This window comes from Halostella salina (assembly GCF_003675855.1).
Lineage (GTDB): Archaea > Halobacteriota > Halobacteria > Halobacteriales > Natronoarchaeaceae > Halostella > Halostella salina.
Genome location: NZ_RCIH01000006.1, coordinates 201,525 through 224,878, shown reverse-complemented (window position 1 = coordinate 224,878; position 23,354 = coordinate 201,525). Strand labels below are relative to the sequence as shown.

The 23,354-nt window shown below is 68.3% G+C and carries 23 protein-coding genes; 12 read left to right on the top strand and 11 right to left on the bottom strand.

The annotated features are described in order from the left end of the window. The first annotated feature begins 14 nt into the window (after positions 1–14). Positions 15–962 carry an MBL fold metallo-hydrolase gene (locus tag D8896_RS13410; protein WP_121822615.1) on the top strand — a complete coding sequence of 316 codons (948 nt, stop codon included), beginning with the start codon at positions 15–17 and terminating at the stop codon, positions 960–962. Then, positions 959–2,683: an adenine deaminase C-terminal domain-containing protein gene (locus tag D8896_RS13405; protein WP_121822614.1), complete on the top strand. Its 1,725-nt coding sequence runs from the start codon at positions 959–961 to the stop codon at positions 2,681–2,683. Before D8896_RS13410 ends, D8896_RS13405 begins: the two co-directional genes overlap by 4 nt. Before the next feature lie 6 nt (positions 2,684–2,689). Here the strand turns inward: D8896_RS13405 and D8896_RS13400 are convergent, their stop codons facing one another. Next, positions 2,690–3,223 carry a cob(I)yrinic acid a,c-diamide adenosyltransferase gene (locus tag D8896_RS13400; RefSeq protein ID WP_121822613.1) on the bottom strand — a complete coding sequence of 178 codons (534 nt, stop codon included), beginning with the start codon at positions 3,221–3,223 and terminating at the stop codon, positions 2,690–2,692. 209 nt (positions 3,224–3,432) lie between these two features. On the opposite strand from D8896_RS13400, the gene D8896_RS19465 reads away from it, so the two are divergent. After that, entirely contained in the window at positions 3,433–3,609 is a 177-nt protein-coding gene (locus D8896_RS19465; RefSeq protein ID WP_162991559.1) for a DUF7838 family putative zinc beta-ribbon protein, read from the top strand. Positions 3,610–4,268: 659 nt separating this feature from the next. Here D8896_RS19465 and D8896_RS13395 read toward each other — a convergent pair. The 3 genes from D8896_RS13395 to gcvPA all read right to left on the bottom strand — a co-directional run bounded on the left by D8896_RS13395 (position 4,269) and on the right by gcvPA (position 7,402). Next, positions 4,269–4,520 carry a hypothetical protein gene (locus D8896_RS13395; RefSeq protein WP_121822612.1) on the bottom strand — a complete coding sequence of 84 codons (252 nt, stop codon included), beginning with the start codon at positions 4,518–4,520 and terminating at the stop codon, positions 4,269–4,271. Positions 4,521–4,557: 37 nt separating this feature from the next. Further along, a complete protein-coding gene (gene gcvPB / locus D8896_RS13390; protein ID WP_121822611.1) occupies positions 4,558–5,982 on the bottom strand; it encodes an aminomethyl-transferring glycine dehydrogenase subunit GcvPB in 1,425 nt (474 codons plus the stop codon). An 82-nt stretch (positions 5,983–6,064) separates the two neighbouring features. Next, positions 6,065–7,402 carry an aminomethyl-transferring glycine dehydrogenase subunit GcvPA gene (gene gcvPA / locus D8896_RS13385; protein ID WP_121822610.1) on the bottom strand — a complete coding sequence of 446 codons (1,338 nt, stop codon included), beginning with the start codon at positions 7,400–7,402 and terminating at the stop codon, positions 6,065–6,067. Between the two features lie 232 nt (positions 7,403–7,634). Here gcvPA and D8896_RS13380 point away from each other — a divergent pair, with 232 nt between their 5' ends. Next, positions 7,635–7,961 carry a DUF7344 domain-containing protein gene (locus tag D8896_RS13380; protein ID WP_162991558.1) on the top strand — a complete coding sequence of 109 codons (327 nt, stop codon included), beginning with the start codon at positions 7,635–7,637 and terminating at the stop codon, positions 7,959–7,961. 27 nt (positions 7,962–7,988) lie between these two features. Here the strand turns inward: D8896_RS13380 and D8896_RS13375 are convergent, their stop codons facing one another. Next, a complete protein-coding gene (locus D8896_RS13375; protein WP_121822608.1) occupies positions 7,989–8,276 on the bottom strand; it encodes a HalOD1 output domain-containing protein in 288 nt (95 codons plus the stop codon). A gap of 381 nt (positions 8,277–8,657) precedes the next feature. Here D8896_RS13375 and D8896_RS13370 point away from each other — a divergent pair, with 381 nt between their 5' ends. Next, positions 8,658–9,461: a TrmB family transcriptional regulator gene (locus tag D8896_RS13370; RefSeq protein WP_121822607.1), complete on the top strand. Its 804-nt coding sequence runs from the start codon at positions 8,658–8,660 to the stop codon at positions 9,459–9,461. Positions 9,462–9,490: 29 nt separating this feature from the next. Here the strand turns inward: D8896_RS13370 and gcvH are convergent, their stop codons facing one another. From gcvH to D8896_RS13355, 3 genes are all read right to left on the bottom strand, one after another. Then, positions 9,491–9,874 (bottom strand): glycine cleavage system protein GcvH, encoded by a 384-nt coding sequence (gene gcvH / locus D8896_RS13365; protein ID WP_121822606.1) that lies wholly within the window; start codon positions 9,872–9,874, stop codon positions 9,491–9,493. Then, entirely contained in the window at positions 9,871–11,007 is a 1,137-nt protein-coding gene (gene gcvT, locus D8896_RS13360; protein WP_121822605.1) for a glycine cleavage system aminomethyltransferase GcvT, read from the bottom strand. Before gcvT ends, gcvH begins: the two co-directional genes overlap by 4 nt. A 139-nt stretch (positions 11,008–11,146) precedes the next feature. Next, entirely contained in the window at positions 11,147–12,748 is a 1,602-nt protein-coding gene (locus tag D8896_RS13355) for a S8 family serine peptidase (protein ID WP_121822604.1), read from the bottom strand. A 258-nt stretch (positions 12,749–13,006) separates the two neighbouring features. On the opposite strand from D8896_RS13355, the gene D8896_RS13350 reads away from it, so the two are divergent. The 5 genes from D8896_RS13350 (at position 13,007) to hmgB (ending at position 19,999) form a co-directional block, all read left to right on the top strand. Next, positions 13,007–13,459 carry an NYN domain-containing protein gene (locus tag D8896_RS13350; RefSeq protein ID WP_121822603.1) on the top strand — a complete coding sequence of 151 codons (453 nt, stop codon included), beginning with the start codon at positions 13,007–13,009 and terminating at the stop codon, positions 13,457–13,459. A gap of 104 nt (positions 13,460–13,563) precedes the next feature. Beyond that, a complete protein-coding gene (locus D8896_RS13345; RefSeq protein WP_121822602.1) occupies positions 13,564–14,415 on the top strand; it encodes a TatD family hydrolase in 852 nt (283 codons plus the stop codon). Positions 14,416–14,532: 117 nt separating this feature from the next. Continuing rightward, positions 14,533–15,114, top strand: a complete 582-nt coding sequence (locus tag D8896_RS13340) for a DUF2150 family protein (RefSeq protein ID WP_121822601.1) — start codon at positions 14,533–14,535, stop codon at positions 15,112–15,114. A 137-nt stretch (positions 15,115–15,251) separates the two neighbouring features. Continuing rightward, entirely contained in the window at positions 15,252–18,578 is a 3,327-nt protein-coding gene (locus tag D8896_RS13335) for a CARDB domain-containing protein (protein WP_121822600.1), read from the top strand. 83 nt (positions 18,579–18,661) lie between these two features. After that, a complete protein-coding gene (hmgB, locus tag D8896_RS13330) occupies positions 18,662–19,999 on the top strand; it encodes a hydroxymethylglutaryl-CoA synthase (protein WP_121822599.1) in 1,338 nt (445 codons plus the stop codon). Between the two features lie 67 nt (positions 20,000–20,066). On the opposite strand, the gene D8896_RS13325 is transcribed toward hmgB, so the two are convergent. Further along, positions 20,067–20,780 (bottom strand): helix-turn-helix domain-containing protein, encoded by a 714-nt coding sequence (locus tag D8896_RS13325; RefSeq protein ID WP_121822598.1) that lies wholly within the window; start codon positions 20,778–20,780, stop codon positions 20,067–20,069. Positions 20,781–20,884: 104 nt separating this feature from the next. Here D8896_RS13325 and D8896_RS13320 point away from each other — a divergent pair, with 104 nt between their 5' ends. Both D8896_RS13320 and D8896_RS13315 read left to right on the top strand, forming a co-directional pair. Next, positions 20,885–21,529, top strand: a complete 645-nt coding sequence (locus D8896_RS13320; RefSeq protein ID WP_121822597.1) for a metal-dependent hydrolase — start codon at positions 20,885–20,887, stop codon at positions 21,527–21,529. Positions 21,530–21,596: 67 nt separating this feature from the next. Further along, positions 21,597–22,085, top strand: a complete 489-nt coding sequence (locus D8896_RS13315; protein WP_121822596.1) for a GNAT family N-acetyltransferase — start codon at positions 21,597–21,599, stop codon at positions 22,083–22,085. On the opposite strand, the gene D8896_RS13310 is transcribed toward D8896_RS13315, so the two are convergent. Beyond that, entirely contained in the window at positions 22,082–22,726 is a 645-nt protein-coding gene (locus D8896_RS13310; RefSeq protein WP_121822595.1) for a GNAT family N-acetyltransferase, read from the bottom strand. The genes D8896_RS13315 and D8896_RS13310 overlap by 4 nt on opposite strands. Beyond that, positions 22,719–23,336 carry a GNAT family N-acetyltransferase gene (locus D8896_RS13305; RefSeq protein WP_121822594.1) on the bottom strand — a complete coding sequence of 206 codons (618 nt, stop codon included), beginning with the start codon at positions 23,334–23,336 and terminating at the stop codon, positions 22,719–22,721. Before D8896_RS13305 ends, D8896_RS13310 begins: the two co-directional genes overlap by 8 nt. Between the last annotated feature and the right edge of the window lie 18 nt (positions 23,337–23,354).

Here is a 23,354-nt window from a genome sequence, read left to right as displayed (position 1 = left end):
GTATCGTGGTCGTAATGTTCAGTCGGCTCTCCATCCCGACGCCGTTTCAGGTGGGGCCGGTCAACGCCTACCTCGCCGGCCGGACGCTGGTCGACCCGGGTCCGGACAGCGAGGAAGCGTGGTCCGCCCTCCTCGGGGAACTCGAAGCGCGGAACCTCGCCCCCGCGGACATCGAACGCGTGCTCGTCACCCACCCCCATCCCGACCACTTCGGGCTGGCGCGCCGCTTTCGCGACGCCGGCGCGCAGGTCGTCACGAGCCGGGCCTCGGCCGACATCGTCGGCGACTTCGCGGGGCGGCTATCGTACGAGCAGGACTTCTTCGTCGACTGCTTCGAGCGCCACGGGATGGCACGGTCGACCGCCGAGTCCGTCCTCGAACTCCCCGAGGTGTATCTGGAGTACGCGCCCTCCTGCGAGACAGACCGGGTTCTGGCCGACGGCGACCAGCTCACCGTCGCAGACCAGACGGTCACCGCGCGGGCCGCCGAGGGCCACGCCGCCGGCGAACTGGTCTTCGAGTACGACGGTGAGGGGGGCCGCGAGGCGGTCGTCGGCGACCAGGTGTTGCCCGACATCACGCCGAACCCGCTGCTCCAGCCGCCGCTGGAGCGTGGCACCGAGCGTCCCCGGGTCCTCCCGGCGTTCAACGACTCGCTCGACGAACTGCGGGAGGTCGGCTACGACCGCGTCCTGCCGGGCCACCGCGAGATCATCGACGCGCCGGCCGAGCGCATCGCCGAGATCCGCGCCGAGCACGAGGACCGCTCGGAGAACGTCCTCGCGGCCGTCGACGGGAAGACGACCGCCGTCGACGTGATGGAGGATCTCTTCGGCGACCTGCCCCTGACCGAGCTGTTCCCGGGGATGAGCGAGGCGGTCGGCCACCTCGACGTGCTCGAACTCCGCGGCGAAGTGACCCGGTCGGAACAGGGCGGCGTCGTCCTCTACGAGCGCACATGAGACGGGCCCAGGCGGTCGCGCTCGGCGCGGGCACCGCGGACCTGGTCGTCGAAAACGGCCGCGTCCTGCTGACCGACCTCGGCGAGTTCCGCGAGCGCGACGTAGCGGTCGTCGGGGACCGGGTCGCCGCCGTCCCCGAGGACGCGACCCCTGTGGTCGGCGACGATACCACGGTCGTCGATGCCGACGGTCGCGCCGTCGTCCCCGGCTTCGTCGACGCACACACCCACGCCGACGTGTTCCAGACCGTCGAGACGGCGTACTCGAGCCTTCTGGAGGGCGGAACGACGACCGTGGTAACCGAAGCGTCCGCCGTCGGCGGCGCGTTCGGTGCCGACGGGGTCCGGGAACTGCTCGACGCCGCGGCGGACCTCCCGCTCGCCGTCCGGCCGACCGTCCCGCCGCACGCGTTCTTCGACACGTTCGGTGAACCGGCCGACGAAGCCACCCGGGCTGACCTGCTCGAACTGCTCGACGACGACCGCGTGGTCGGCGTCGGCGAGTCCGACTGGGTGCACGTCGTCGGCCGCGAGTCGCCCGCCGACGAACTGTACGACCGCGCCCACGAGCGCGGCAAGCGCGTCGTCGGCCACGGCGCGGGCTGCGCCGACGAGAAGCTCACCGCCTTCGCGACCGTCGTCGACAACGACCACGAGGCCATCGCGGGCGAGGAGGTAACCGACCGCCTCGAACGCGGGATCCACCCCGTCGGCCGGAGCGGGTCGGTCCGGGACGACAGCGAGGCCATCGCCGACGCCGCCCGCCGCCACGACGCCGCGCTCTCGCTGTCGACCGACGGCGTCTGGCCGGGGGCGCTGGCCGACGGCGAGGCGATGGACGGCGCGGTCCGCCGCGTGGTCGACCACGGCATCGACCCCGCCGAGGCGATCCGGATGGCGACGCTCGCGCCCGCCCGCCACTTCGGCCTGGACGACCGTGGCTCGATCGCACCCGGCAACGTCGCCGACATCGTCGTGCTCGACGAGGCGGAATCCGTCGCCGTCGACACGGTTGTCGCCGGCGGCGGGGTGGTCGTCCGCGACGGGAGCGCGACGGTCGAACCGCGGGAGCACGACTACCCCGACGCGTTCTACGACTCCGTCGCCGTCGACCCGGTACCAGAAACGTTCCGCGTCCCCGCGAGCGCCGCCCGGGACGGCGCAGTGCGCGCCCTCCACTACCGCCACGGGCTGATCACGACCGCGACGACCGTCCGGCCCGGCACCGACGGCGACTCGCTGACCGCGGCCCCGGACGACGACGTGGCGAAAGCCGCGTTGCTGGACCGCCGCCCCGACGAGGACGCCGCCTTTACCGGCTTCATCACCGGGCTCGGCCTGGACGAGGGAGCCGCAGCGACGAGTCTCACCTGGGAAGCGCCGGGCGTCGCGGTCGTCGGCGTCGACGACGACGCGATGGCCCGGGCCGCCCGCCACGTCGCCGCGATGGGCGGCGGCTGGGCGGTCGCCCGCAACGGTGACGTGGTCGCGGACCTGCCGCTCCGCGTCGCCGGCGTCGCGTCGGACCGCCCGGTCCCCGAGACTGCGGACCGGTTCGACGCGGTCAACGCCGGACTCCGTGACATCGGCTTCGACATCGAGCGGCCGCCGCTCGCCGTCCAGACGCTCACCTTCCTCGGCGTCCCCTCGCTCAAGCTGACGGCGAACGGCTACGCGGACGTGTTCGACCGGGAACTGGTCGGCCTGACGCCCGACGAGTGACCCCACTCAGTACGTCGGGCTGTCCGCAGTGATGCCCTCGCGCTCATTGACCACGCGGGCGAAGGTGAACAGGCCGTCCGAGAGCCGGTTGAGGTACTCGACCGCGAGGTCGTTGATCTGCTCCTCGCCGGCCAGCGCGACGACGCGGCGCTCCGCGCGGCGGCACACGGTCCGCGCGTGGTGGAGCCGCGCCCCCTTCTCGCTCCCGCCGGGCAGGATGAACGACTCCAGCGGCTCCAGTTCGTCGTCGTAGCCGTCGATCCACGCCTCTACCTGGTCGACGTGCTCCTCGCGCACCACGGGGTCGTCCTCGTCGGGATCCGGGTTCGCCAGGTCGGCCTGCACGACGTGGAGGTGGTTCTGGACGCCGGTCAGCTGCTCGTCGACGTCGTCGTGCCCCGTCGGAACCACGGTGCCGATCAGCGCGTTCAGTTCGTCGACCGTCCCGTACGCCTCGATCCGGGCGCTCGTCTTCGAGACGCGGGACATGTCCCGCAGGTCCGTCATCCCCTCGTCGCCGCGGCCGGTGTAGATCTTCATGCGCCAACCCACGAACGGGGTGCACTTAGTTACCACCGCGAACGTCCCAAACGAGCGTGTGTCGAAGGGATGAGTTTCCGTATAGTCGTATAGGATTTACTTGTGACGCGCGACCCGCCTCAGCCATCGGATTCTGCCGTTCAGTACCAACCGGCGGTCGCCACGGGAAAACCAGTACGTTCAACTGTATCCCGGCGGTAGCGCCGCGCATGGCTCAGGAACTGGACCACTACTGCCCATCCTGCGAGGACGAACGGACGTTCTGGCGCGCCGCCAGCACCAACCTCCACCTCGGCGAGAAAGTCAAGTGGCGGTGTCCCGACTGCGACTACGCGTTCCTCCTGATCGACGGCATCGACTCCAGCGACGCCGACATCGAGGCGTAACGCTCACAGCCGACCGGCTGGTCCCGGACCGCCGTCGTCACAGACTGCTACATGTTCTCTCTCCTCGCGAGCCCCGGGGTGGGCGTCGACGTGGAGCGGACTACCGGTCCTGCATCGATCGTGCGTGCGCGCGACCGGTGAGCAGACTTCTGCTGGTAGCACCACACCGACAGCTGGACGCTGCTGCTAGAGCCACATCGCCGCCTCGGACGTGCACCTCCAACGACCACACTACGTTTCGGCCGAACGACGCGACGGGTAACCGTCAGAGGGAGACGGTCGCGTCGGCGAGGAGATCCCCCCGGTTCTCGGTCATCCATTCCGACCGACCACCGTACCCCGACACAACAAGCCGACGAACCGGTATCGACGAATCGCACCCGGTCGCTCGTTCCGGCTGTCCGTCCTGTATCACTGAACGACAGAGTGGCACTCACGCGTGACCCCGTTTCCCCGACACAACCCCAGGGGTAGGGTCCGGGACTCTCGCTCGTCCCGATGAGTGACCCTCGGCAGTCTCAGGGCGTTCCGGTCGTCTACAGCAGAAATAGCCGACTGTCCGTCGACAAATAAATCATATACAGCTATATCAAATGTACTGTATGCGACTTGGACGCCTCTCTGTGCCATCACCGTCGGTAACGCGCGACCTACCGGCGCTACCCGTCGTCCCGGCGTTCGCCGCCGTGGCGCTCGCAGAGCACGTCGCCCGCCTCCGTGTCGAAGAAAAACGAGTCGTCTGCCTCGATGGGGTCGCCGTCGACGGCGCAGCCGTCGTCGTGCAGGAGGAAGTACTTCCCGCGGTCCTGCCCGGTCTCCAGTCTTCCAGCCGCGACGGCGAACTTCACGATCCCCTCGCCGATCTGCGTTCGCTCCGCCGAGTCGGCTGTTTCGAAATGGATTACCGGCACGGACGTACGTAGAGCAGGGAGGCCCAAAACCGCGGGGCTACTCCTCGATGGACTGCCAGGAGAGCCGCAGGTTTCGGGCCGCCGAGGTCTGGTCGATCCGGCGCGCGGCCGTTCGTTCGGGGGCGGCGTCGAGCGCGTCGTCGTCCTCGCTCGCGACGGCGTCGAACGCGGCGGCCAACTGGTCCAGCGTCTCGCGGTTTTCGATCTCGGTGGGTTCGGTCATCAGCGCCTCGGGGACGATCTCCGGCCACTTCGTCGTGGGGGGGTGGACCCCGTAGTCGAGCATGCGCTTTGCCACGTCGGCGGCGTCCTGGTCGCCGGCGCTGGCGACGAACTCGTGGTGGTACGGGCCATAGGGCACCTCGTAGTCGATCTGCTCCCCGAGGTAGTTGGCGTTCAGCACGGCCTTCGCGCTGGCGTCGCGGAGGCCGGGGTCGCCGAGACGGGCGATGTAGGCGTACGCCTTCACCAGCACGAGCCAGTTGCCCTGGTAGCCGTGGACCTTGCCGACCGTCTCGTCGGGTTCGAACAGTTCGTAGGTGTCGTCCTCGGTCTCCCGCACTCGCGGCGTCGGGAGGAACGGTTCGAGGTCCGAGACGACGCCGACCGGGCCGGCACCGGGCCCCCCGCCGCCGTGGGGCGTGGCGAACGTCTTGTGGACGTTGTAGTGCATGATGTCGAAGCCCATGTCGCCGGGCCGTGCGCGGCCGAGCAGGGCGTTGAGGTTCGCGCCGTCGTAGTACAGCAGGCCGCCCACGTCGTGGACCATCTCGGCGATCTGCTCGATGTCGCGCTCGAAGAGGCCGAGCGTGTTCGGGTTCGTCAGCATCAACGCGGCGGTGTCCTCGGAGAGCGCGGCTTCGAGGGCGTCCAGATCGACCCGTCCGTCGTCACCGCCGGGGAGGGAGACCACGTCGTAGCCGCCCAGCGCGGCGCTGGCGAAGTTGGTGCCGTGGGCGCTCTCGGGGACGATCACCTCGTGGCGGCTCCCCTCGCCGTTGGCCTCGTGGTACGCCTGGGCGAGCAGGATGCCGGTGAACTCCCCGGCCGCGCCGGCCGGCGGCTGGAGCGTAACGGCGTCCATCCCGCCGATGCGGGCGAGGTAGTCCTGCAGCCCGTGGAGGAGTTCGAGCGACCCCTGAACCGTCCCCTCGGAGCGGTCGGGGTGGACCGCGGCGTCGGGGAGCGCCGCCACGTCCTCGGTGAACTTGGGGTTGTACTTCATCGTACAGGAGCCGAGCGGGTACGGCCCGCTCTCGACGCCGTAGTTCATCTCCGAGAGGCGCGTGTAGTGGCGGGCGAGTTCCGGTTCGGAGAGTTCGGGGAGTTCGACCGAATCGCGCGTGAGGTCGTCCGGAAGCGGCGAGTCGTCGACGGTCGCCTCGGTCGCGTCCTTCTCCGAGAGGAGGGGTTCGTACCCCTCGCTCTCGTCGTCGCTCCAGCGAGCCTGGTCGAATCTCATTCGGACCACCCCCGTGGTCCGAATGAGGCTCGTGGGGCGCTCCGCGTCCCACGGTGGGTCGCCGAGCGGAGCGAGGCGAGCGTCATCGGGCCACCTCCGTCAGGGCCGCGACCAGCTCGTCCGTCGACCCGGCGTTCGCGTCGGTGACACAGAACTGGAGTTCGTGGTCGTCGACGGCGTGAACGGCGTAGCCCTCGGCTTCGAGGTCCGCGGCGACCGCGGGCGCGGGCTGGTCCGTGTGGGCGACGAACTCGCGGAAGTGATGGCGGTCGTGGACGGGTGCACGAACGCCGTCGATGGCGTCGACCGCCTCGGCCAGGTCGCGGGCCTCGGTCACGCAGGTCTCAGCGAGGTCGACCAGCCCGGACGGGCCGAGCGAGGCGACGTGGATCGCCGTTCGGAGCGCGACCCACGCCTGGTTCGTACAGATGTTGCTCGTCGCGCGCTCGCGGCGGATGTGCTGCTCGCGGGTCTGGAGCGTGAGCGTGTACGCCCGCCGGCCGGCTTCGTCGTCGCTCGCGCCGACGAGACGGCCCGGCACCTGCCGGACGTACTCCTCGCGGGTAGCAAAGAGGCCCATCCCCATCCCGTAGCTGGTCGGGAGGCCGAGACTGGCGTCGCCGACGACCACGTCAGCGTCCACGTCGGCCGGGCGCTGGAGCAGGCCGAGTGCGACGAGGTCGGTGCCGAGGACGAACAGCGCGTCGTTGGCGTCCGCGAGGTCGCCGATCTCGGCGAGTCGCTCCTCGATCGTGCCGCGGACGGTGGGATTCTCGGCGTACACCATCACCGTCTCGGCGTCGACCCGGTCGGCGAGCGCGTCGAGATCCACGTTGCCGTCGTCCTCGGGCACCGTCTCGACGACGAGGTCGGTGCCGGCGACGTAGTTCTCCAGCACGTCGCGGCGCTCCTCGCGAAGCAGTTCGGGGACGAGGACGCGGTGGCCGCTCGTGGCGCGGACGCGGTCGGCCAGCGTCGCCGCCTCGCCGAGCGCGGTCGCGGCGTCGTACATCGAGCAGTTGGCGATCTCGAGGCCCGTCAGCTCCACCAGCATCGACTGGTACTCGAACAGCGCCTGCAGGAACCCCTGGGTGATCTCGGGCTGGTACTGCGTGTACGAGGTGAGAAACTCCGAGCGCAGCGAGAGGTGGTCGACGATCGAGGGCACGTAGTGGTCGTAGTGCCCCCGGCCGAGGAACTCCGTCAGGTCGTCGTTCTCGCCGAGCGTCTCGCGGAGTTCGCGCCTGACCGCGCGCTCGCTCCGGGCTTCGATACCGAACTCGCCGTCGAAACGGACCGAATCGGGAATGTCGAACAGGTCCGCCTCGTCGTCGGCACCGACGGCCGAGAGCATCGCTTCGGTCTCCTCGGGCGTGTGCGGTGCGAACGGACTGCCTGCCGCTGTGTGATGTCCGGTCATGGTTTACGGGTCCCGTCTCCGGGGAAGGAAAGCCGCGTGGCCCGCGGCGGTTCGCGGGCGTTGGTCGAAAGCACGGGTACTGGACCGTTACGACGCTGTCCTTATGATGCCCCCGGTTTGACGCGGTCCCGCGTCGACGGCGTGCCGAGTACTGTAACTCAGTTCATCAAAACTCCCGGTAGTGTAAAAACTACAACCGCTAAAGTGGCTGTGGGCCGGAGTAACACACACGATGAGTGACGCTCAGCGGGACGCACACCTTGATCTGATGGCGGACGAGTCTCGTCGGAAAACGGTCAACTTCCTGCACCACGAGGCAACCGGACCGGTGTCGCTGGAGGAGCTCGTCGACAACGTCCACAAGCCCCCGCCCGGGACGGGGGACGCGAAAGACAGGGAGTCCGTCGCGGTCGAACTTCATCACATACACCTGCCGAGGCTAGCGGAACACGACATCGTCGCGTACGACCCGGAGTCCCGGCTCGTCAGCTACCAGCCGGACGAACAGGCCGCAGCGTCGCTCGGATCGCTTCTCGACACCGTGGCCAGCGACGACTGACACGGCCCGCACTGCCTCGCCCGTCGTTCACGCGCTGCGTTCCGCAGGTCGCACCACGACCTCGCCGTCACTGCTGACGGTCACTTCGTACTCACAGACCGTAAACGACACCGTCGGCTCCGCCGCGCCGTCCGATCGGACGACTGCGTCGAGCGCCCCCGGGTCGAGTTCCTCGAACAGCGGATCGATCAGCGTCGGCTCGCTGTCGGCTGCGAGCGCGACGGTCTCGGCGACCGCGACGGACGGACTCGTGTCCGACCATTCGAACTGCCGGCGAACCGTTTCGTCTTCGACAGGGTGATTCCCATCTTTCATCCAGTACAGACAGGGGCGACCGCCACAATAGCGTTGTTGTTACTATCCGAATAACATCACGAGATCGCAGTACGAAACTCCGCCGCGGAATGCGGCAGAGTCGGCACACGGCGGATCGGTGGTTGGGACACAGTTCCTGACCGCGTGCCAGTTAGCTACTCACTCCCCGTCCGTATAACCATTTTGTGATCAAGTGAGTAACAGACTTCGTCGGCGAGATACAGTGTCCGACGACGGCTCGCCGCCGAACGCGGCCGCAGTCCGGATAGTTGCGTTCCTGTCGCCCGTGAATGGTACCTGCCCGGACAGTAACAACGCATATCTGACTCGGGGGAGAACGTCCGGGGACTGCCGGGGTCACCCGGCTATAGGTTGGGACACATGAATCGAGACAACACTTTGGAAGAAGCGATAGACGTCCTTCAGCAGCTCGGTCTCAAGGAGTACGAGGCGAAATGCTTCGTCGGGCTGTCGCGCATGGAGACCGGGACTGCGAAACAGCTCAGCGAGGTCGTCGAGGTGCCTCGGACGCGCATCTACGACGCGATCCGCGTGCTGGAGGCACAGGGCCTCGTCGAGGTCCAGCACACCAGCCCCCAGCGGTTCCGGGCCGTGCCGCTGGAGGAGGCGGCGGAGACGCTCCGCACCCAGTACGAGAGCCGTGTCGACCGGCTTCGGAACGCGCTCGACGAGGCCGAACCGGTCGACACGGGGGACGACAGCCCGGTACAGGAGGTGTGGTCGATGTCCGGGAAGGCGGCGGTCGCGAACAGGACGGGGGACCTCGTGGCGGAGGCCGACACCGAGGTGGTGCTGGTCGTCGCTGACGGCGACCTCCTGACGGAGGACCTGGTGAACGACCTGAACGCCGTCGACGACGACATCGACCTGCTGGTCGGCGCGGTGACGGCGTCGCTGGAGGAGCGCATCCGCGACGCCGTGCCGCGCGCAGAGACGTTCATCTCGGGGCTGGAGTGGCTCCACAGCGATGCCGAGACCGAGACGGCGATCGGCCGGCTGTTGCTCGTCGACCGGTCGACGATCCTCGTGAGTTCGATCATCCCGGAGACGGGTGAGGAACAGGCTATCTTCGGCCGGGGCTTTGGCAACGGGCTCGTCGTGATCGCACGGCGGCTCATGGCTCAGGGGCTGCTGGCCGAGCGGGACCCGGCCGCGGACGACTGACGGGAGGGACCGTAGCGACGGGGTTCCGTCTACTCCACCTGCTCGCGGTACTCCGCCGCGGACATGAGTTCGTCCAGTTCGTCCGGGTCGGACGGGTCGACCGCCAGCATCCAGCCGTCGCCGAATGGGTCGTCGTTGACGAGTTCGGGGGCGTCGAACAGCTCTTCGTTGACTGCCGTCACCTCGCCGGAGACGGGTGAGTACAGGTCCGAGACGGCCTTGATGCTCTCGACGACGCCGAACTCGTCGCCCTTGGTCACGTCGTCGCCCACGTCCGGCACCTCGACGAACACCACGTCGCCGAGTTCGTCCTGCGCGAAGTCGGTGATGCCGATGCGGACGGTGCCGTCGTCCTCGTGTGCCCACTCGTGCGATTCCAGGTAGCCGCGGTCGTCGGGTGCGTCGAAGCTCATTGTACGAAAGGTGTGTCGGTGATCCGCGCGTCCTTCGGGCGGTCGCGGACGACCACCCGTATCTCGGTCCCGGCCTCGTCGTACTCGGCGGGCACGTAGCCGAGACCGATCGGTTCGTCCAGCGTCGGACTCATCGTCCCGCTGGTGACGGTGCCGACCTCCTCGCCGTCGGGCGTCGTGATCGCGTAGCCGTGCCGCGGGACGCCACGCTCGGTCAGCTTGAAGCCGACGAAGCGGTCGTCGACGCCGGCCTCCTGCTGGGCCGCGAGCGCGTCCCGGCCGACGAACTCGGTGTCCAGTTTCACCGTGAAGCCGATGCCGGCCTCGTACGGCGTCCGCGGGTTCGATTCGGGGTCGAAGTCCTGCCCGGACAGCAGGAAGCCGGCCTCGATGCGGAGCGTGTCGCGGGCACCGAGCCCGCAGGGCTGGCAGTCGAACGCCGCCCAGACGGTCTCGGCGTCGTCCCACGGGACGATGAGTTCGAAGCCGTCCTCGCCGGTGTAGCCGGTGCGGGCCACCCAGCAGTCGACGCCGGCGACGGTCGCCCAGCGCGCCTCGAACCGCGAGAGGTCGGTGACCGGGTCCGCGCTCGCGTCCGCCAGCAGGTCGGCCGCGTCGGGACCCTGCACGGCGAACATGGCGAACTCGTCGGTCCGGTTCGTCACCGTCGCGTCGAGGTCCCACTCGTCCCGGTGGCTCGTCCAGCGGTCGTACGCCTCCCCGTCGTGGCCGGCGTTGGGGACGAACAGGTACGTCGGTCCCGCCGCGTCGTCCGGCGTCGGGTCGTCCCCGAGGGCCGCGAGCCGCCCCCCGTCGTCGGGGAGCCGGTAGACGACGGTGTCGTCGAGCATCGCGCCGTCCTCGTCGGTGATCGCCGCGTACTGGGAGTCGCCCGGGCCGAGCGCGCTCACGTCGTTGGTGACCAGCCGCTGGGTCAGCTCCGTCGCGTCCGGACCGGACACCGTCACCTCGCCCATGTGCGAGACGTCGAAGACGCCCGACGCCTCGCGGACGGCCTCGTGTTCGGTCCTGATGGAGTCGAACTCGACGGGCATCTCCCAGCCGCCGAAGTCGGTGAACGACGCGCCGCGCTCGTCGTGGACCGCGTACAGCGGCGGCCTCCGTCGGGGCATACACGCACCGTCGACCGCCGGCAAGTAATGTTTTCGTATCCGCGACGGTGATCGGGTCGGGACGCAAAAAGGAGACGGCGCGTTGGGTTCAGGGTGCCTCGACCGCGCATCCGGAGCCGTCGAGTGATCGACGGATCCGTTAGCTCTTCTCGGTGATCGTCAGCGTGTAATCCCCGCTCCCGCTGTAGGAGTCGACGAGGATCTGCAGGTCCGTCGACGTGTCGGGGTTGTCGATGGTGATCGACTCCTGGCTGTCGGGCGACCACGAGCGGTAGTCGTAGTCGCTCGTGGACGGACAGCTCGAACTGCCGGTGTTCGCGTAGAGGTCGAAGTCGGAGCCGGCCGGGCCGTCGAGTTCGACGACGATCTGACTCGTCGACGAGAACTCCCAGCCGTACGTCCAGCAGGCCGAGTCCCAGTAGCCGGACAGCGTGTCGGAGACGGAGGCGGTGGTCGAATCGCCGCCGTCGCCACCATCACCGCCGTCGCCGCCGTCGCCGCCGTCGCCGCCATCACCGGGCTGTGTGTTGACGGCGTTGTCGGCGTCGACGCGGCCGCTCCCCTGCTCTTCGGCGGGGAGACCGATGTCGACCGCGGTGCTCTTGAGGTGGTTGCGCAGGTCGGCGGGCGTGAGGTCGTACTCGGAGAGGGCGAGCCCGGCCACGCCGGCGACGACCGGCGACGCCATCGACGTGCCCGAGAGCTCGCTGTACTCGCCGAACGGAACCGTCGACAGCACGTTCGACCCGGGTGCGGCGAGTTCGATCTTCGACCCCTTGTTGGAGTAACTGGCCAGCGACTCGCTGGAGTCGAGCGCGGAGACGGCCAGACACTCGTCGTAGGCCGCCGGATAGGAGACGGGGCTCCCGTAGTCGTTACCGGCCGCGGCGACCGGCAGCGAGCCGTTGTCGAAGGCGTAGGAGACGGCGTTTTTCATCGTGTCCGTGTAGCCGCCGCCGCCCAGCGAGAGGTTGATCACGTCGGCCCCCTGATCGGCCGACCAGGTGATCGCGTCCGCGATGTCCGACAGCGACCCGCCGCCGGTCTCGTCCAGCGCACGGGCGGACAGCATCGAGCAGTTGCTGATGCCGGCGTGGCCCGTGCCGTTATCCGTGCCGCCGGCGGCGATGCCGCCGACGTGTGTGCCGTGGTTCTCCTCGGCGTTGGCCGGGTAGGGGTCGCCGTCGTTGTCCGGGAAGTCCCGGCCGTAGTTCGAGACGCTCCCGTCCATGTTCCCCTGCAGGTTCGGGTGGTCGTACTGGATCCCCTGGTCGACCACGGAGATCGTCACGCCCGAATCGCCGAGCGTGGTGTCCCACGCGCCCGGCGCGTTGACCTGCTGGGGCGCGTACTGGCTCCCGAACTGCGGGTCGTTAGGGGTGTAAAACGCCTGAAGCGTTACGTTCGGCTCGGCGTACTTCACCTCGTCTTTCTTCGTCACTGCCTCGATGAAGTTCTGGCGCGCCACGTCGGCCGCCTGACTCGGGAACTTGACAGCCACGTACCGGAGTTTCTCGTTCTTGTGGACGACCCGGGCGTTCCCCGGGACGGCGCTACGAACGGTCCCCTCCAGGTCGTCGGCGCTCGCCGACACGCCGACGAGGATCTCGTCTTTCTTCGGACCGGGTTCCCGTCCCGGTGTCGCCGCCGTGACGCCGCCGAACGCGCCGACCGCGCCGGCGACTCCGGTTGCTTTGATGAAGGTACGTCGTGACCATGAGTGAGTGCCATCATCTGACATGGCAGGTGACAAGTAGTACCAACCCATAATTTAAACTTTACTGTATCGTGTACAAAATTGTTGACAGAGTAAAAATTAGGGCGGCGTGTCGAAATATCCGCACGGTTGCGGCGTGTCTGACAATCGAATAAACGACACAACGGTTGTAGTAACGAGCGTAATTCGGTGGAACACGTCGTCTCCCCGTCCTTGCATCGGCCAAGCACGCGACGGCCGCCGACCGCCACGCCTATCGTCGTCAGCGGTCAACGGGGGCGCATGACCGGACTGGTGCGGCGGGTGCTGTGCAACGGCGGGCGGACCCGGGTCGGCCTGTTCGTCGACGGCCCGAACGTCCTGCGCGACGAGTTCGACGTGGACCTGGACGACGTCCGCGAGGCCGCGGAGGCGGTCGGCGACCTGGCGATCACCCGGCTGTACGTCGACGAACACGCGACCCCGGGGCTCATCCAGGCCGCCGAGGCACGCGGGTACGAGGTCGTGGTCACCAGCGGCGACGTGGACGTGAAACTCGCGGTCGACGCGGCCGCCGCCGTCGTCGACGGGGGCGTCGACACGCTGGCCGTCGCCTCCCGAGACACCGACTTCAAACCGGTGGTCGAGACCGCAGGCCGCAACGGGGTCCGTACGATCGCCATCGCGCCCGGCGAACACGGCAACTCCGACGCGCTCGGCAACGCCGCCGACGAGACCGTCCTGCTGAACGGGTAACCCGTCGGCAGGTCGGAGTGGCGACGACGCCCGCACCGCCGGAACAGGTTCACGCCGCGGCCGACCGCCGGGATTTTCCTCGCTGGAGTACGGACGCGGAACCGATGACCGATCTCGACACCCCCGTACTGGACAACCACCTCCATCTCGACCCCGACAACGGGCGCGGGATCGAGGCCGTCGAGGAGTTCGCCCGGAGCGGCGGGACCCACCTGCTCGTCGTGAACAAGCCGTCCTGGCATCTCGGCGTCGAACCGAAGGTCGGCGAGGACTTCCGCCCCGTCTTCGACCGGACCATCGCGACCGTCGAACGCGCCAGCGCGGTGCTGGACGGGAAAGCGTGGCCCGTGCTGGGCGTCCATCCGGGGCTGATCTCGCGGCTGGTCGACGACCGCGGGATGAGCCCCGCGGACGCGCGGGACCTGATGGCGGCGGGCGTCGAGGTGGCGTCCGAGTACGTCGCCGACGGCCCGGCGGTCGCGATAAAGTCCGGCCGGCCGCACTACGACGTGTCCGACGCGGTGTGGGACGCGTCGAACGAGGTGATGCGGACGGCGTTCGAGCGCGGCGCGGCGGTCGACTGTGCCGTCCAGCTCCACACCGAAGCAAGCGAGGACCTCACCGAGGTCGCCGAGTGGGCCGTGGACGCTGGACTGGACCGGGAACGCGTCGTCAAGCACTACGCCACCGGTCGCCTCGCCGGGCCGACGCCGAGCGTGATGAGCGAGAAAGAGCGCTTGGAGGTCGCCGCCGAGTCCGACGCCCCGTTCCTCATGGAGACCGACTTCGTCGACGACCCGGACCGTCCGGGCGCGGTGCTCGGCCCGAAAACCGTCCCTCGACGCGTCCGCTGGCTCCTGTCGGAGGGGTACGACGGGGCCGTCGAACGCGCCCACGTCACGACGCCCGAGCGCATCTACGGGATCGACATCCGGGGAACGCTGGACGGGTCCTGAGCCCGCATTCGCGCCCGATGACCGCCGCGCCGCCCGTTACCGTGCTGACGTGTCCGTTCGCGCCGAACGCATCGCGCAGAGAGAAAGGCATTTCAAGCGGCCAATGTACCCTCAAGTATGAGCGAGCCCCCGCAGGAGTTCTACTCCGAGGACCGCTGGAACAACTGGGTCGACCGCATCAGGGACGAGGATATCGATCCCGAGGACGAGGACTCGGCGCGCCTGCTCCTGAACCTGCAGGACGACGCCGCCATCGCCGTGGCGAAGGTCGTCTCGGCCTACGACGAGGGCCAGCTGGACCAGGAGGAGGCGCTGGAGGAGATCGCCGACATCCGCGACATCGTCCTGAGCGAGGTCGAGTTCGAGGACGAGGAGAAACTGATGCTGATCGACGGCGTCCAGACAAGCCTCGTCTGCGTGTTTTACGCCGCCGAGGAGTTCGTCGCCGACGGCCCGGCCGACGAGGCGAGCGTCGAGGAGTACGTCCGCGCCGCGGCCGACGCCGAGGCCGAGGAGAACGTCGACGCCGCGCTGGGCTACGTCGCACAGGCCGGCACGCTGATCATCGACGGGCAGGAGCTCGATATCTCGCTGGCCGAGGAGGTCGACTACGGGCTGGTCACGGAGTGGGTCAACGGGCTCGATAGCCTTCAGAGCGCGATGAGCGACCCCGAAGTCGTCGAAGAGGACGAGGACTGATCCCACGGGTCGATACGCGCTAGCTGTTTTCAGGCGACCGCCCGGACAGCGACGGCGTTCGCGGGGCGGCGTTTAGTCAGCGGTCTGACCTGTCTCGGGCAACAAGTGTTTTGGTGCCCCCACGGTTAGGGATGTCCATGCAGTTCGGGGGCGACGAGCGAGCAGCGGCGATCCAGGTCGGAGCGACGCTGCTGTTCGGCATGATCATCGTCTCGATGGCGATGTATCAGGCCACCGTCGTCCCCGACCAGAACGCGCAGGTCGAGTACAACCACAATCAGGAGGTCCAGAGCCAGATGCAGGAGCTCCGGAACGCGATCGTCTCCGTTCCGGGCGGCGGCAACGGCGGCTCGGTTACGGTCGACCTCGGCACGCGGTTCCCTTCGCGCACGCTCTTCGTCAACCCACCCGCCCCGAGCGGGAGCCTCCGGACGGTCGACACGACCAACGCGAGCATCAACATCGCCGTCGACAACGCCGCGGCGTCCGGCGAGACGAACGACTACTGGAACGGGGACGAGCGGACGTTCAACACCGGCGCGATCGTGTACGAACCGCAGTACAGCGAGTATCAGTCGGCTCCGACGACGGTCTACGAGCAGTCGGTCCTGTACAACCGCTTCGACGGCGCGAACGTCTCCCTCTCCGACCAGCGGATCGTCGACGGCCGCCAGATCAACCTCGTCGCGCTCAACGGGAGCCTCTCGAAGTCGTCGGCCGGGAGCGCATCCGTCTCGGTCCGCCCGGTCAGCACGTCGCGCAACGCGGTCGCAGTGGAGGGTGACGGCGGCCCGATCAACATCACGATCCCGACGCGGCTCGACAACGAAACCTGGACCGACGCGCTCGAATCGGAGTACAGTAGTAACGGCGGCAACATCGTCGGCCAGTATTACGAACCAATTTCGGATGAGAACTACGCGCTCCTGTCGATCGAACTCAAGGAGTCGACCACGTACAACCTCCGGATGGCGAAGGTCGGCGTCGGCGACGGCGTGACTGAGGAGGCGGACAACCTGTACCTGACCGATGTCGGTGGAACCAGCCTGAACGTCGAAGCCGACGGAACGGAGGCGATCACCGTCGAGGTCCGCGATCGGTTCAACAACCCGGTCAGCGGCGAGGACGTAACGCTGTCCGCGAGCGACGGCGGCACGTTCGCCGGGACCGGCACGTCGACGACCACCAATGCGTCCGACAGCGACGGCCGCGTGACGGTGACCTACGAGGCCCCGGACGACGGGACGGAGAGCGACACGGTCACCGCCGAGATCGGAACGGCGGTCGGCGACGGGAGCCCCCGCGAGACCGTCGCGTTCAGCGTGAACGTGGAGACCGGCAGCGGCGGTGGCGGCGGGAGCGACGGCGGCGGGGGCTCGAACGGAGCGTTCTTCGAGGTCACCGGCCTTGACGCCCAGAAGGACCCGATCAAGGCGGGCGAACAGCTCAAGGTCGACGCGGAGATAACGAACACCGGCGACGCCGGGGACACCCAGACCGTCAAGCTCGGGTTCGACGGCGCGAACGACCTGGACCGCGGGGAGGTGACTCTGGCGGCCGGTGAGACGAAGACAGTCCGTCTGCGGACCGATAACACCGACAGACCGCCCGGCGACTACGGCTACACCGTCACGACCGAGAACGACGACTGGTCGAGACAGGTGACGGTCGAAGACGCGTCGGGTCCGTACTTCGCGACCACGATCACCGGGACCAACGAACCCGTCACCGAGGGCGACCGGCTCACGGTGGACGTCAAGGTCGAGAACGTCGGGGGCACCGCGGACACGCAGTCCGTCTCGCTGGACTTCGGGGACGACACGAACGTCGACTCCGAGTCCGTGACGCTGGACCCCGGCGCGAGCAGCACGCTCACGCTGGAGTACAGCACGGGGCTCGGGGACGCCGGAAGCAAGGACGTGCGCGTCGGGAGCGTGAACTCCTCGGACGCGAGCGCGGTCACCGTGGAGAGGGCGAGAGCCGACTTCAGCGTCGCCATCGACGGTACCAACAGCCCGGTCGGAGTCGGGGAGACGCTCGAAGTCACCGCCGAGATCACCAACGACGGCGACGGCCCGGGGAGACAGAAGATCGGGCTCGACTTCGACGACGACGGCACCAGGGAGGCCGAGAAGTTCGTCACGCTTGCCGCCGGCGAGACGAAGACCACGACGCTACGCTACGACACGACGAGCGATAGCACCGGCGACTACAGCGTCAGGGTCGAGAGCGACAACGACAGTTCGACGAGGACCGTGACCCTGCAGGAACCGCCGGACTTCCGGATCAACGGGGCCAGTTTCAGTTCGCCCATCACCGAAGGCGATCTGTTCGGGGCGACGGTCGAGATTGAGAACGAGGGCGGGAAGGGGACGCGGACGGTCGGAATGAGCGTCGGGAGCGTCGGGAGCGACTCCACGGAGCTGACGCTGGCGGCGGGTGAGACGAGGTCCGTTCCCCTGCAGGTCCTGACCGAAGCAGGTGACGCCGGGGATTACGACGTGACGTTCAGCACCGACGGCCGAACGCGGACGGAGGGGCTGACGATACAGAGCAACCCGTATTTCACCGTCGCAATACAGGAGGTACAGACGCCGTCCGGTTCCGATACGATCACGGAGACCGAGACGATAGAAGTCTCCGTAGAGGTGGTGAACACGGGCGACACCGCCGGCACCGAGACGGTGTCGCTGGACTTCGCCGGCCGGAACGACGTCGACAGCACGCAGGTCAGCCTCAACGGCGGCGGCAACAGCCAGACGGTGACGCTCAGCTACGAAACGCAAAAGGGCGACAACGGCAGTAGCGTCCCGGTGACCGTCGCCAGCGAGAACGAGTCCGACAGTCAGAACGTCGAGATTCTCGCCCTCGGGCAGGTGGCCGGAACCGTAACCGACGCGGACAGCGACGATCCCGTCCAAGGCGTCTCGGTCGAACTGGTCGACGGCGACGGGAACGTCGTGGAGACGGCGACCACCGACGCGAACGGACAGTACGGGTTCGGGGTGCCGAGAGGCGACTACACGGTGCGGTTCAATGGAGGCCCCGCCGGGTACAACTCCACCCAGACTGACGTGACGGTCAACGACGGGTTAACTGAACAGATCAATCCCGCACTCAGTCCATACACGGTTACGATAGCGAAAAACGGAGGAGGACAGATTAATACGGAGTTCGAGGTCGAACGAAACGACGGGTCCAGTGTGGACGTCGACGTGTACGTTCAGGGGAACGCCAGATCCGTCACGATCGACGGCCAAGGGTACCGTCTTACCTCTGATGCCCGGAATAGGATCAACAATGACGAACTAGTTGACGTGTTCGACGAAGCTAATTACGAGGACGCCTCCCTCGGCGAATTCAACCAGTATAACGGGGCCATAGGTAGCAACGCGAACGTTAGAATAACGTATTCCGCCAAAGACAACCTCCGGATCGAAGTTAGGGAAAAACAGACTGAGTGAGTCCGGCTCGCGGAGAACTGTGATCGACGTCCGTCGAAACCACAGTCGACAATAACTTATACCGGCCAGACAACCGCTAGGGTATGACTGCAGTCGGCATCGACGCCGTCGAGATCCGAACGGGGCGGCTGAAGCTGGACCTGCCGAACACCTTCGCGCCGGCGAAGGGGGAGGACCCGGGCAAGTACACGAAGGGCCTGGGGCTGAACGCGAGCTCGTTCCCGGACAGCTACGAGGACATCGTCACGATGGGGGCCAACGCGGCCCACCGGCTGATGGAGCGCAAGGGCCTCGGGCCGGAGGACATCGGCCGGATCGACGTGGCGACCGAGAGCGCGTTCGACAACTCCAAGCCGGTTTCGACGTACGTCGCCGGCTGTCTGGAGCAGGTGTACGACGGGAACTTCCACCACGCGAACAAGGGCGAACGGAAGTTCGCCTGCATCTCGGGCACCCAGAGCCTGGACGACGCGTACAACTGGATCAAGGCCGGGCGGCACCGCGGCCGCGCGGCGCTGGTCATCGCCACCGACACGGCGCTGTACGCCCGCGACGACCCCGGCGAGGCGACGCAGGGAGCCGGCGCGGTCGCGATGCTCATCACCGAGGACCCGAGCGTCGTCGAACTGAGCACGGAGCAGGGGTACGGCAGCGCCGACGAGACTGACTTCCTCAAGCCCCAGCAGCAGTTCCCGAGCGTCGACGGCAAGCGCTCGATGCAGGTGTATCTCGCCCGGATGCGCGAGGCCCTGGAGGACTTCGAGAGCGTGGCGGGTGACACCCACCCCGACGACTACGCGTACATCCCGTTCCACACGCCGTTCCCGGGGATGGTCCGGAAGGCCGGGCTGCTCGGCTTCCGCCACATGATCCGCGACACGCCCGTCGAGGACGAGTTCGCCGAGGAGATCGGCCGCCAGCCCCGCCCCGAAGGATTCGACGACGACGAGGCCTACGAGGAGGCCGTCCGCGACTACATGGACGCGCTGAAGGAGACGGAGGGGTACCGCGACTGGTACGGGAACACCATCGAGCCGACCCTCTCCATCTCCCGCGAGGTCGGTAACTGGTACACCGGCTCGGTCCACCTCGCCCGCGCGAGCGCCCTCCGCCATGCGCTCGACAACGACGTCGACCTGGCCGGACAGCGCCTGCTCGTCGGCTCCTACGGGAGCGGGGCGCAGGCCGAAATCCACGCCGAGACGGTCGTCGAGGGCTGGGCGGAGGAGGTCCGCGCGATGAACGTCGACGAACAGCTCGGCGCACGCCACGACCTGACGTTCGAGGAGTACGAGTCGATCCACGACGCGCACAACCACGACAAGGACACCGACCTCGACCCGCTCACGTCGCCCGACGGCGAGTTCGCCTTCACCGGCTGGGGCCGGATGGGCGAGCGCCAGTACGAGTACGTGGAGTAGGGCGAGCGACCGGGAACGGCGGCTGGTTTCTGCGGGACGGTTCCGGGAAGACGAGCAGTCGTGGAAGCTACGGCAACTCCCGCATCGACTCCAGCATGGCGTCCAGGTCGGCGTCGGTGACGGCGAGCGCGAAGTCGTCGATCGCGGCCAGATCCGGCGCGTGGTCCCACAGTTCGTCCTCCGTGATCCCGTGGAGAATGACGGCGTTGGGCGTCGGGTTGACGACGCGCATGGCGACCAGCGGCGACTCGCCGCGGGTGATCCCCGTGAAGACGAGCGCGCGGTTCGTGCTCTGCCCGTAGAGGCGGTAGAACTCCTCGCTGGAGAGCCGGGTGATCGCCTCGATGGAGTCGATGACCGTGTGGCCGCTGATGCGGTCGCCCGCACCGCGGACGAGTTCCGTCGCGTCGACGGCGTCGTAGAACCGTTCCAGCGGCACGGTCGTCGAGTACTCCCGGAGGTCCTGCACGATGTCGCTCTCGAACCCGGCGGAGATGACGCGGGCGTACTGCCGGATGCGGTCGCCGCCGCGGCGTTCGTCGATGTCGAGCAACCCACCGACGACGCGCTCGACGACGCCGATGCCGGGGCTCTCCCGGCGGCCGCTCTCGTAGTCGCTGATCACCGAAGAGGAGACGCCGAGTTCCGCCGCGAGGTCGGTCTGGGACACGTCGAAGTCGGTGCGCCACTTCCGCATCGTCGCCCCGGGGTCGTCGCTCAGGGTGATCTCGCCCGCGACCTTCTCGGCCAGGTCGCGGCGCGGGTCGTCCGTGCCGTCCATGGCTCGCCGGTCGGCCGATCGGGTAATAGGTGTATCGAAAGCGACCTTCGACGGACGACGAACCATGGCGAACGCTGATACGTTCCGGGCCGCAACTCACCCCCGTGCCATCGACCGTGTTCCACGTCGCGCTGGCCGGTCTGGTCGCCTGCACGCTCCTGGCGGAGGAGTTCGACGCCCGGGCGCTGGCGGTCGTCGGCGGCGCGACCGTGTTCATCGACCTCGACGTGTTCGTCGGCTGGGTCGTCATCGGCGCGCACCGCGCCGCCTTCCACACCCTGCTGTTGCCCGCCGCCGTCGGCGCGGCGGTCTACTACGACACCCGCGTCCGGGAGCGGTCCGCGCTCCGCGAGCGCTGGGGGTCGTACGGCGTCCGGGTGAGCTGGGTTACCGTCGCGGCCGTGACGCTGGGCGGCATCGTCCCGGACGCGACGTTCAACGGCGTGAACCTGCTGTACCCGGTCCACGACCAGTTCTACGCGTTCGACGGCGAGCTGTTCTACTCCACCGACCGCGGGATCGTCCAGACGTTCGTCGACATCGAGGAGTCGGCCCGCGGGTCGACGAGCGAGACGCAGTTCTACACCGGGGTCGACCCCGAGCCGAACAGCACCGGCGCGGACGTGGGCGGCGGCGACGAACCCGCCCCCGAGCGCATCTTCCCGGTCGTCGGGAACGGCGACCAGCTGGCCGTCGTCCTCGCGAGCGTCGTCGCTGTCGCCGGCCGACTGCGCCGGTCGCAGGCCTGACCCGGGCGTCCCAGCGACGCTCGCCGGGACCGGGGGAGTGAACACGGGGCGACGCGGAGGTGGACGCATGGAGGTCCGAGCGTACGACCCCGACACCGACGCGGCGGGACTCTGGGAGTGCAAGCGCGCCTTCGAGCGCGGCCTCGGCGAGAACACTGGCGGCGATGACAAGGCGGCGGCCTACGAGGGGAAACTCACCGACGACTACCGCGAGCGCTACCTCGCGTGGGTCGAGCGCTGCGTCGCCGACGACCCCGACTGCGTGCTCGTCGCCGACGACGGCGACGGCATCGTCGGTTACGCGTTCGTCCTGCCCGAGCGGCTGGCGATGATCTGGGACGCGGCGGTGCTGAACGAGGTGTACGTCGCGCCCGACAACCGCGGCACCGGCGTCGCGGACGCCCTGATCGAGCGGGCGCTCGAAACCGCCCGCGACCAGGACCTTCCGCTGGACAGACTGGTGCTTGACGTGGACGCGAACAACGAGCGGGCGCGGGCGTTCTACGACCGGCACGGCTTCGAGCCGTGGGGTGAGCTGGTGGCCCGCGACCTCTAAACCGTCGCTTCGGTGCGCTCGTCGCGGCTCCGCCGGTACTGCTCCCGGCTGATCGTGTACCGGTGCTGGTCGCGCACCTCGTCGGCCTTGACCGCCCAGTTGCGCAGTCGGCCGTCGTAGCTCCCGCCGAAGCGATCGACGTACTTCTCGATGGCGCGCTTCGAGCGCTCGTTGCCGACCTGATGCTCGACGGCGACCAGATCCAGTCCGAGGCGCTCGAAGGCGAGTTGGACGAACGCCGCCGCCCGCTCGCCGGAATACCCCCGGCCCCAGAACCGCTTGCGGAGCCAGACGCCGAGCGTACCCGTGTCGCGCTCCCAGTCGACGGTGATCCCCGCCCCGCCCGCTATCTCCCCGGCGTCGGGGTCGGGGTCGCGGGGGCGGAGCAGGTACGCGGCGCTCTCGCCGTTCTCCCACTGGCGTTCGACCATGTCGACGAACGACTTCGTCTCGCGGATCGACTCGTGTGGGTCCCACGAGAGGTACTCGGTCACCTCCTCGATGTCCTCGTCGCCCGAGCAGATGCGGTAGTAGTTCCGCAGGTCGACGGCGTCGTGACAGAGCCGCTCGATCCGGAGCCGGTCGGTCCGGATCGTCGCCGGGAACGGCGCGTCGCCGGCCGGGTCCCCGAGGTCAGCCATCCGAGAACACCACGCGGTCGTCCGGGCGGTTCGCGGCCCACTGGTCGCTCGTGACGGTGTAGCGGTGGAGGTCGAGCACCTCGTCGCCGTCGGGCACCCAGTTCCGCAGGCGGCCCTCGTACTGCCCGCCGACGCGGTCGACGTACTTCTCGATCGCCGCCCGGGAGTTCTCGTTGCCCTCGAAGTAACCGGTCGACACCAGATCGAGGTCGAGCCGGTCGAACGCAAGCGCCATGAACGCGATCGCGCGCTCGCCGGCGTACCCCCGTCCCCAGAACCGGCGCTTGAGGACGAGGCTGAACCGCGCGCTCCGCCGGTCCCAGTGGGGCGTCAGCGCCGCCATGCCAGCGAACTCGCCGGCCCCGTCCTCGCTCTCGCGCGGGTAGACGGCGTAGCGGGCCTTCTCGCCGTCCGCCCAGTTCTCCTCGGCTGCGACGAAGCGGTCCCACGTCTCCTTCAGCGTGTCGTCGGGCGTCTTCGTGACGTGGGCGAGTTCGCGCTCGGTGTCGTCGTCGCGGGAGAGCGCTTCGTGGACCGTCTCCAGGTCGACGCGGTCGCGGCTAAAGCGGACCAGGCGTAGCCGCTCCGTCTCGATCTCCTCGGGGAACATCGGTTTTCCGGGCTTTCA